Origin of the sequence: Streptomyces alanosinicus, assembly GCF_014650595.1 — a bacterium.
GTDB lineage: Bacteria > Actinomycetota > Actinomycetes > Streptomycetales > Streptomycetaceae > Streptomyces > Streptomyces alanosinicus.
Window position 1 is genome coordinate 73,597 of the sequence record NZ_BMVG01000032.1, and the last position, 8,491, is coordinate 82,087.

Annotated in this window: 6 protein-coding genes and 1 pseudogene; 1 reads left to right on the forward strand and 6 read right to left on the reverse strand. The window is 69.8% G+C overall.

Annotated features, from left to right (window positions below; translation table 11 throughout):
• Window positions 1–247 precede the first annotated feature (247 nt).
• From IE277_RS36645 to IE277_RS36665, 5 genes are all read right to left on the reverse strand, one after another.
• Complete coding sequence (locus tag IE277_RS36645; protein WP_189958073.1) at window positions 248–1,579, reverse strand: hypothetical protein; 1,332 nt, start codon at window positions 1,577–1,579, stop codon at window positions 248–250.
• Window positions 1,576–4,380: a helicase HerA domain-containing protein gene (locus IE277_RS36650; RefSeq protein WP_189958074.1), complete on the reverse strand. Its 2,805-nt coding sequence runs from the start codon at window positions 4,378–4,380 to the stop codon at window positions 1,576–1,578. The genes IE277_RS36645 and IE277_RS36650 overlap by 4 nt, the downstream gene beginning before the upstream one ends.
• Entirely contained in the window at window positions 4,377–5,303 is a 927-nt protein-coding gene (locus tag IE277_RS49000) for an adhesin (RefSeq protein ID WP_189958075.1), read from the reverse strand. Before IE277_RS49000 ends, IE277_RS36650 begins: the two co-directional genes overlap by 4 nt.
• Window positions 5,304–5,426: 123 nt before the next feature.
• Window positions 5,427–6,386, reverse strand: a complete 960-nt coding sequence (rarD, locus tag IE277_RS36660) for an EamA family transporter RarD (protein ID WP_189958076.1) — start codon at window positions 6,384–6,386, stop codon at window positions 5,427–5,429.
• A gap of 121 nt (window positions 6,387–6,507) precedes the next feature.
• Window positions 6,508–7,362 carry an SDR family oxidoreductase gene (locus tag IE277_RS36665; RefSeq protein ID WP_189958077.1) on the reverse strand — a complete coding sequence of 285 codons (855 nt, stop codon included), beginning with the start codon at window positions 7,360–7,362 and terminating at the stop codon, window positions 6,508–6,510.
• Window positions 7,363–7,460: 98 nt separating this feature from the next.
• Between IE277_RS36665 and IE277_RS36670 the strand changes: the two genes are divergently transcribed.
• Window positions 7,461–7,874 carry a winged helix-turn-helix transcriptional regulator gene (locus IE277_RS36670; protein ID WP_189958078.1) on the forward strand — a complete coding sequence of 138 codons (414 nt, stop codon included), beginning with the start codon at window positions 7,461–7,463 and terminating at the stop codon, window positions 7,872–7,874.
• 52 nt (window positions 7,875–7,926) lie between these two features.
• Here IE277_RS36670 and IE277_RS36675 read toward each other — a convergent pair.
• Window positions 7,927–8,491: pseudogene (locus IE277_RS36675) on the reverse strand (2-oxoacid:ferredoxin oxidoreductase subunit beta); the annotation flags it as partial.

An 8,491-nucleotide genomic window follows, 5' to 3' on the forward strand; every position in this document is an offset into this window, starting at 1 on the left:
CCTCTCGTACAGCGCGAGTACCCGATCTTTTCCATCCCGGAGTTCAAAGTGAATACCGTGGTCTCCCGGGTAGGGGAGCCGATGGTCGAAACCGCCTCGGTAAATGGTGTCCGGAATGCCGTCGGGGAAGGCGTCGCAGTAAGGGATCCACTGGTCCATCGAAGTCCTCGCTTCGGGGTTCTGGCGCTGCTTCAACCTGGTGCATGCGTCACAGATGTTGGGGAGTCGGCGCACGACTCATCTCCTCCTATTTGCTTTTCAGGTGCTTATCGATGACTCCACCGATCGCCGAAGCGAAGGGGCGGGGAGAGATGGCGAGCTTGTGCTCGGTGAATGCCTCCGCCATCATCTCGTGCGGAGTCGTCGACCCGTAGTCGGAGAGTAGCTGGCTGATTGCGTCGCCGGTCGGTCCGTCGTGCGGAGTCGAATAGTCGTACGGGCGCCCGATGGACTGCGATACTGCCTCATTCAGCTCCTCACGCGCCACTGGTGAGTCGAAAATCTGTTGCGCGCAGTGATGTCCAAATTCGTGATAAAATACACCCTTCGGTGAGCCGCCGCCTGGAACGGTGAATCCGCTCGATTCCTCCTCGGCTCCTCTTGAAACGGCCGCTTCCGCATCTGAGAATGCGTCGGCATTGACGAAGATCCCAGAATCCGGGTGTCCAGCGTACGGCAGTGCGTACGCCAGGGTGTTCGGATCTGTGGGCTGCTCGGTTCGCACGTGATTCATGCCGTCGAAGACTTTTGGGTAATCGGCCGACAGTTCCTTCATTGCCTCATTGAATTCGGCGGCGCATTCCGGAGAGACTGGGTCGGTCGTATAGTCCAGTGCAATGCCGTGCGGCTCTGCGATCTCTCGGCCGCTCTTTTCGGCCTCTTGGAGGCGCCGGGCGGGGTCTTCGCCCACATCACTGCCGTCACCGGCCGGGTCTCCTGAGTCCCCAACAGCCTCCAGTCCCGGCTCGAAGGCCTCCGTCTCGGCAGGAGGCGCAGGGGCGGCATCGCTCCCTTCCGCAGTCACGGGATCGGGCGCGTCGTACTCGCCCACTGGTGCTGACACGGTCGTATCCCAGGCGGCCAGGGGTTCCGGCGCTTCGCTCTCGTTCTTGGGAACCACAGACTCATGTAACTGGCCCGAACCCGCATCCACGGGGGTGTACGCATCCCCGTACTCCGCATCTGGAGGAACAGGCGTGGCGTTCGGCTGTTCTGGCACGTCTGGAGACGGCGCTGTATCCGGGGACTCGGGATCGTCAGGGGAGCCTGAGGGCGAGGACGTATCCAGAGGCTCCGGCGCTGTCTCGCCGGGTTCCGCTGCCGCCTCACCAAACTCGGGCGTCTCAACCGGTGCAGGTGCCTCTTCGGTGTCGGCTGGCTCTGTCGGCTCGGCTGGTACTTGGAGCGACTCAGGGTCCGGCGCCTCGACCGGCTCCGGTGCCTCCTGGAGGTTCGCCGGTTCTGTCGGCTCCGCCGGCTCGACGGTGGCCTGCGCCGATTCAGGATCCGGCGCCTCTGCCTGCTCCACCGCAGCCGGAGTCTCCGGCCGCGTCGGCCGCTCGGCCGGGCGGTCGTTCACGCGTTACCTCCAGAGGACAGATGCGTGCGGTAGAGGCGCACCCACGGCAGTGTCTTGCGTTGCCAGGCCGAGCGGGCCACGTGGGTGAAGACGCAGGCCCGGTAGTCCGAGAGGGGGGCCGGAGCCACGTCCTCGCCGGGAAGTGGGGCGCGGTCGGCGATGTCGGTGATCCAGGTCGCCGTCGACTGCCACCATGTCGCCTGTTCCGGCTTGGTCTTCGGGTAGGTCTTCACTCGTTCCCGCAGTTCCTTGCCGTCCTCCGGCCAGACCACCGCGCCTGCCCGGGAGCGGAACGCGCAACGGTGCCGGCAGCCCTCGCACTCCGGGAAGGGAGCCAGTGCGTCCGCCACCGGGGGGTGTGAGTCGGCGAAGTCGCGGAAGCGGGAGGCCAGTTCGGTGGAGGTCGCCAGGGGGGCGCGCGGGACTCCCGCCTCGCGGGCCGCCGCCGCGCGTACGTCCGGGACCGCGATCAGGGCCGGGCGGTCCAGGCGGTCGTGGTGGGCGAAGGCCTGGAAGGGTTCGAGAGTTGCGGCGTAGCGCTCCTGGTCGGGGGAGAAGCGCATGGTGCCGCCGATGAGTTCGCGGTCGGCTGCGGCCGGCAGGCGGTGCATCACCTTCAGGTTGGTGTTCTTGTAAGCGTCCTCCACCAGCTTGTCCGGCACCTGTTCGACGATCACGACGCCCTCGCCGTACTTGCGGTTCTCCGCGAGGGTGTTGGCGAACGCCTGGGCGGCACGTGCCTGGGCGTTTCCCTCCTTGGCGTCACCGGATCGCGCGTCGGGGCGACCGAGCAGGCGGTGCGCCTCCTCGATGACGGTGACGTGGGCGAGGGAGCCGCCCGAGCGGTTCGCCTTGTAGTACTCGGTCATCGACTGCAGGATCAGCGCGGTGACGAGCGACTGTTCCTTCTCGTTGTCGCCGACTGCCGCCAGTTCCACCACGGTCGGACGGTTGAGCAGCTCGGCCACGGGATACGACCGGGCCACGTCCAGTGTGCTGCCGCAGGCGCCCTCGGTCAGTGCCTCGGCCCGCAGCAGGGACGCGGCGACGATGTTGTCCCGCACCTCGCCGGAGTAGTCGAGCGCCTCACACTGCCGGCGCATCTCGGCGATGAAGTCCCGCAGGGTGGGCCACTCGTGCGTCGGGCCAGCCAGGTCCGTCGGCACGATGCCTTTGCGCGCGTATGTGGCACGCAGCGCCCGGTTGTAGATGTTCGGCAGTGGGTCCCAGAGGCCGAACGCCGCGTCGAAGCAGGCCATCAGTCCGGCCATGTGCGTGCTGATCCGGACCCCGGCCGGGACCTCGAAGGGGTTCAGCCGGAGCGGGGCCGTGGTCTCGTCGCCCACGGTGAGGACCAGGAGGTCCTCGAAGCCGGGCCGATGGGCGAGCCAGCGGTAGTCGTCGAGTTCGGAGTTGACCGGTTCGAGGACCAGGAAGGGCACCCGGTGGTCACGCCAGAGCTGTTCGCAGAAGGCCAAGGTCGTGTTCGTCTTGCCCGAGCCCGTCGTGCCCACGAACAGCGCGTGCCGGGACAGATCGCCCAGGGCGATGCCGAGCGGCCCGGCGGGGGAGTCGTCGACGAGCTGGCGGCCCAGGGTGATCGACGGCCCCTCCGCCCGGTACACCGTCTCGGTGGCCAAGCCCGGCCGGCGTACCGGAAAGCCGGTCATGTGGCCGCTCACGGCCAGCGGCAGCCGGAACGCGGCGCCCGCTTCCCGGGCGTCGACCAGGTCGGCGAGGAGGCGCAGCGGCGGGGCGAGCGGTTCGGGCAGCCGCCAGCCGTGGTCGCCGCCCCAGCGGGGCTGCTCCAGCGTGGTCAGTCCCTGCCATGCCGCAGGCAGCTCGGCCGGCGTGGGCCAGACCACGCAGTGCGCCGGGCCGGTGAACGTCTCGGTGAGCACGCCGCCCTCGCGTGCCTGTTCCTGCGGGGAGACGGTCGCGCCGACCAGCTCGGCCAGGGACTCGGGCAGCCGGGCGGGCGAAGCCAGCGCGATCCGGGCCCGGAAGGCGCGGTCGGTGTAACGGCGGGCGGCGTCCGCGTAGACCCGCGAGGCGTCGACGGCGAAGGCGTCCGGGGCGAGTTGTGCGCCCGGCGACCACAGGCCGCCCGGCAGCTGCCCCTGGGTGCCGAGCCGTCCGTACTGCGTGGCGATGCGGTGCAGCAGAGGCCCCAGGTCGTGGGGTACGACGTAAGGCTCCAGGCCGATGGTGAGCATGACCGGGTACGGGTGCTCGGCCAGCGCCCGCCACAGCGCGTCCCAGGTCGGGGCGGACGCGGTGAACGGCTGTGGTGAGAGGTAGTACCGCACCCCCGCGTCCGGACGGTTGGGCAGGCCCGTGCGGTACCGCTTGCGGATCTCGGCCAGGCCGGCGACCGGTTCAGGCGTGAACGGCGTGAGCAGGCGTGCCACCTCGGCCGGGTCCTCGACGGGGCCGGCGCTCACATGGCGGGGCAGCGTGGCCAGCCGCGCGCGCAGGGCCAGCGCGGCCGCCTCCGCCCCCGCCGGAGTGGGCGCGTGGACGCGGCCCAGCAGCGCACACGAGACGCGGCGCTCGGCCGGGTCGGTCAGATAGCGCAGTTCGAGCCGTTCGCCGTGGGTCGTGTCCCACTGCCCGGCCAGCCAGGCCGCCTCGGCGGCGACCGCCTTGACCCGGCGTTCCGGCTCCGCCAGGTCCGCGTACTCCTTGGTCTCGGTGAGGTCGGCGGCCGCGTCGATCCGCACGGCGGTCCAGGCCCACACGGCCGTACCGTCGCGGACCGTCAGCACTCCGGTCCCCGACGGTGCCGCACCGGTGGTCAACTTCCGTTCCAGCCGCTCGTGTAGGGGGCCTGGGGCGGCGGTGTCATGGGTGGAACGGACGGGCTCACAGGGGGCATGCCGGGCATCCGGCCGGGGGAGGGCGCGGGGGCGGGCGGCGACGGTGGGGTGGGCGGGACCGGGGCGGTCGGTGCGGACGGGGCGTCCTGGATCGGGACCTCCTGGCCGAACGTCGAGGCCAGCGGCACCTCGATCCCCTGGATCGCGATCTCCACGCCCTCACGCGCGGCCGAGTGCACGGCCTCCCGCATGGCGCGCGGCCGGTCGGTGCGCAGCATCTGATTGACGCTGCCCGTACGGTTCATGAACGAGCCGACGAGGTCCTTCAGGAAGTGCCCGATGACGACGGCACCGGAGCGGCTGCGCCACATGGTCCAGCCGACGTAGAGGCTGGTGCCGTACGCGAAGACGGTCACGTACGCCACGTAGCGGCCGCTTCTGATCACCAGCCGGTTGTGCACGACCTCGGGCGTGATGTCGCTGCGGATGCGGGCGGGTACGGCGGAGACCGGAATGCGGCGGCGGCTCAGGGCGCCGTAGATCGCCGCGTATGCGGAGGAGGAGGCAGCGGCCTTCTCCTCCAGGAGCGTCTTCCACTCGGAGATCGGTTCGGTCTGCCCGCTCGCCAAGAGCGTCAGCCAGAAGACGACGAACGAGATGAGCACACCGAGCCGGAGGGCGTCCACATCCTCCGCGAAGAGCGCGGGCAGCGCACCGACGACGGCGAAGACCAGCGTCGCGGAGACGGCGGCCGTGAACCACAGCCGCTTGATGGTGCGGAAGTCGACCGACTCGTCGAAGGCCAGCTCGACGTCGCCGTATTGCAGTGTCTGGTTGCGATACGCCGCGTTCGGGCCCACCGCGCCGGAGGCCGCCCAGCCGACGGCGGTCCCTTCCGTGCCCATGGCGTCCATCGTCACGGCCCCCCGGTTCCCCGTTGCGTAGTTCTCTTGCCCCTTTGCCTCCACGGCAGTTGATCACACTAGTGCACGGGTCTGACAACGCAGCGCAGTCGCGTCGCTTTCGGGTCAGGCCTCCACCGCGGCCGAATCCGGCCTTTCCTCATGAGGTGCCGGAAGCGGTCCGCTCGCGCCGCGTGCCCGCCTCGCGGACTGCATCGCGCTCCACGTCAGGAGGATCAGGGCCAGCCAGACCAGTGCGAAACCGGCCCAGCGTTCGGGTGGCATGGCCTCGTGGAAGTAGAGGATGCCGAGCAGGAACTGGAAGACGGGCGCCAGGTACTGCAGCAGGCCCAGCGTGGACAGCGGCACGCGGATCGCGGCCGCGCCGAAGCAGACCAGTGGCAGCGCGGTGACCAGGCCGGTGGAGGCGAGCAGGGCGGCATGCCCGGCCCCGTCGTTCATGAAGCTCGCCTTACCGTGGGCGACCAGCCACAGCAGATAGCCGAGCGCGGGCAGGAACTGGATCGCGGTCTCGGCGGCCAGCGACTCGACGCCGCCGAGGCCGACCTTCTTCTTCACCAGGCCGTAGGTGGCGAAGGAGAAGGCGAGGACGAGGGAGATCCACGGCAGACGGCCGTAGCCCACGGTCAGGACGATGACGGCGGCGAGGCCGGTCGCGACCGCCACCCACTGCACGGGCCGCAGCCGCTCCTTCAGCAGCAGCACGCCCATCGCGATGGTGACCAGCGGGTTGATGAAGTACCCGAGCGAGGACTCGACCACATGGCCGGAGTTCACGGCCCAGATGTAGACGCCCCAGTTCACGGTGATGACGGTGGCGGCCACGGTGATCAGCCCGAGCCGGCGCGGCTGGCGCAGCAGTTCCCCGGCCCAGGCCCAGCGCCGTACGAAGAGCAGGGCGACGGCGACGACGACCAGGGACCACACCATGCGGTGGGCGAGGATCTCCACCGCCCCCGCGGGTTTCAGCAGGGGCCAGAACAGGGGCACGAGGCCCCACATGCCGTACGCGGCGAAGCCGTTCAGCAGGCCTATCCGGTGCTCCCCCTTGGACTTTCCGGCCACCAGACCCCTCCCTCTCCCATTCCGGCATGCGAGAACGAAGGTAGCGTCGAGCGCCCCCGGCTGTCATGTGTGTATCGGTATACGGTCATGACAGCTCGGGGGGCGCCGGACGGATCGGCCGTCAGCCCTTGAGCGCGGCCGCGACCGCCTCCGCCAGCGGCGTGGTCGGGCGGCCCGCCAGGCGCGAGAGGTCGCCGGAGGAGACCACCAGCTCACCCTTCTCGATCGAGGCGTCCACGCCGGCCAGGATCGCGGCCAGCGGCCCGGGCAGCCCGGCGCCGGTCAGGATGCCGGTGTAGGCCTCCGCCGAGACGGAGGTGTAGGCGATCTCCTTGCCGGTCTGCCGGCTCAGCTCGGCCGCGTACTGGGCGAAGCCGAACGCCTCGTCGCCGCCCAGCTCGTAGGTCTTGTTCTCGTGACCCTCGCCGGTCAGCACCGCGACCGCGGCGGCGGCGTAATCGGCGCGGGAGGCGGCGGAGATCCGGCCGTCACCGGCGGCCTGGACGACCGCGCTGTGCTCCAGCACCGGGGCCAGGTTCTCGGTGTAGTTCTCGAAGTACCAGCCGTTGCGCAGCAGGGCGTACGGCAGGCCGGAGGCGAGCAGTACCTCCTCCGTCGCCCGGTGGTCGTCCGCCAGCGCGGCCGTGAGGCCGCCCGGCGCGCTGGTGTACGCGAGCAGCGCCACGCCGGCCGCCTTCGCGGCGTCGATGACGACCCGGTGCTGGCCGACCCGGCCCTTGTCGAACTCGTTGCCGGAGATCAGCAGGACCTTGTCACCGGCGGTGAACAGGCCGTCGAAGGTCTCGGGCGCGTTGTAGTCGGCGACGGCCGGCCTCACTCCGCGGGCCGCGAAGTCGGCGGCCTTCTGCTCGTCGCGCACGACGGCGGTGATCTGCTCCGCCGGAACCTTCTCCAGCAGCTGCTCCACGACGTGCCGGCCGAGGTGTCCGGTGGCTCCGGTGACGACGATGCTCATGGTTCAGAACTCCTTGTGCGGCGTGCGATGGGTATGTCACTCACCCTAGGAGATGCACTAACCATATGAAAGTACCCACTTTGAAGTAAGGTACTGGTATGGCAGTAAGTCACAAGCAGCAGGTGGACGCCGAGGCGATGTGTCCGCACCGGCTCGTCCTGGAGCACCTCACCAGCCGCTGGGGTGTCCTCGTCCTGATCGAGCTGCTGGAGCGGTCGTACCGGTTCAGCGAGCTGCGCCGGGCGATCAGCGGTCTCGGCGGGCGTGGCGTCAGCGAGAAGATGCTCACCCAGACCCTCCAGACCCTGGAGCGCGACGGCCTGGTCCACCGGGACGCCAAGCCGGTCATCCCGCCCCGCGTCGACTACTCCCTCACCGGCCTCGGCCGCGAGGCGGCGGAACAGGTGCGCTCCCTCGCCCGGTGGACCCACGACCGCATGGGCGAGGTGGAGCGGGCACGCCAGGCCTACGACGCGAACCGCCAGGCCTACGACGCGAACCGGCAGACATAGAACGAGGCCCGGGACATCAGGTCCCGGGCCTCGTGGCAGAGCGAAGGGGGTCTCAGCCGACGACCGTCCAGGTGTCGCCGCCGGCCAGGAGTGCGGCCAGGTCGCCCTTGCCCTTCTGCTCGATCGCGGTGTCGAGCTGCTCGGCCATCGCCGTGTCGTAGACGGGTCGTTCGATGTCGCGGAGGACGCCGATGGGGGTGTGGTGGAGGGTGTCGGGGTCGGCGAGGCGGGAGAGGGCGAAGGCGGTGGTGGGGGACGCGGCGTGGGCGTCGTGGACCAGGATGTCCGCCTCGTTCTGCGTGGTGACGGTGACGACCTCCAGGTCGCCGGTGGTCCGGTTGCGTACGACGCCGCGTGTGCCGTCGGCGCCGAAGCGGATCGGCTGCCCGTGTTCGAGGCGGATCAGTGTCTCCTGGGCCTGCTGTTTGTCCTTCAGGGCGTCGAAGGCGCCGTCGTTGAAGATGTTGCAGTTCTGGTAGATCTCGATCAGGGCCGTGCCGGGGTGGTCGGCGGCCTGGCGCAGGACCTCGGTGAGGTGTTTGCGGTCGGAGTCGATCGTGCGGGCGACGAAGGACGCCTCCGCGCCGATGGCCAGCGACACCGGGTTGAACGGGGCG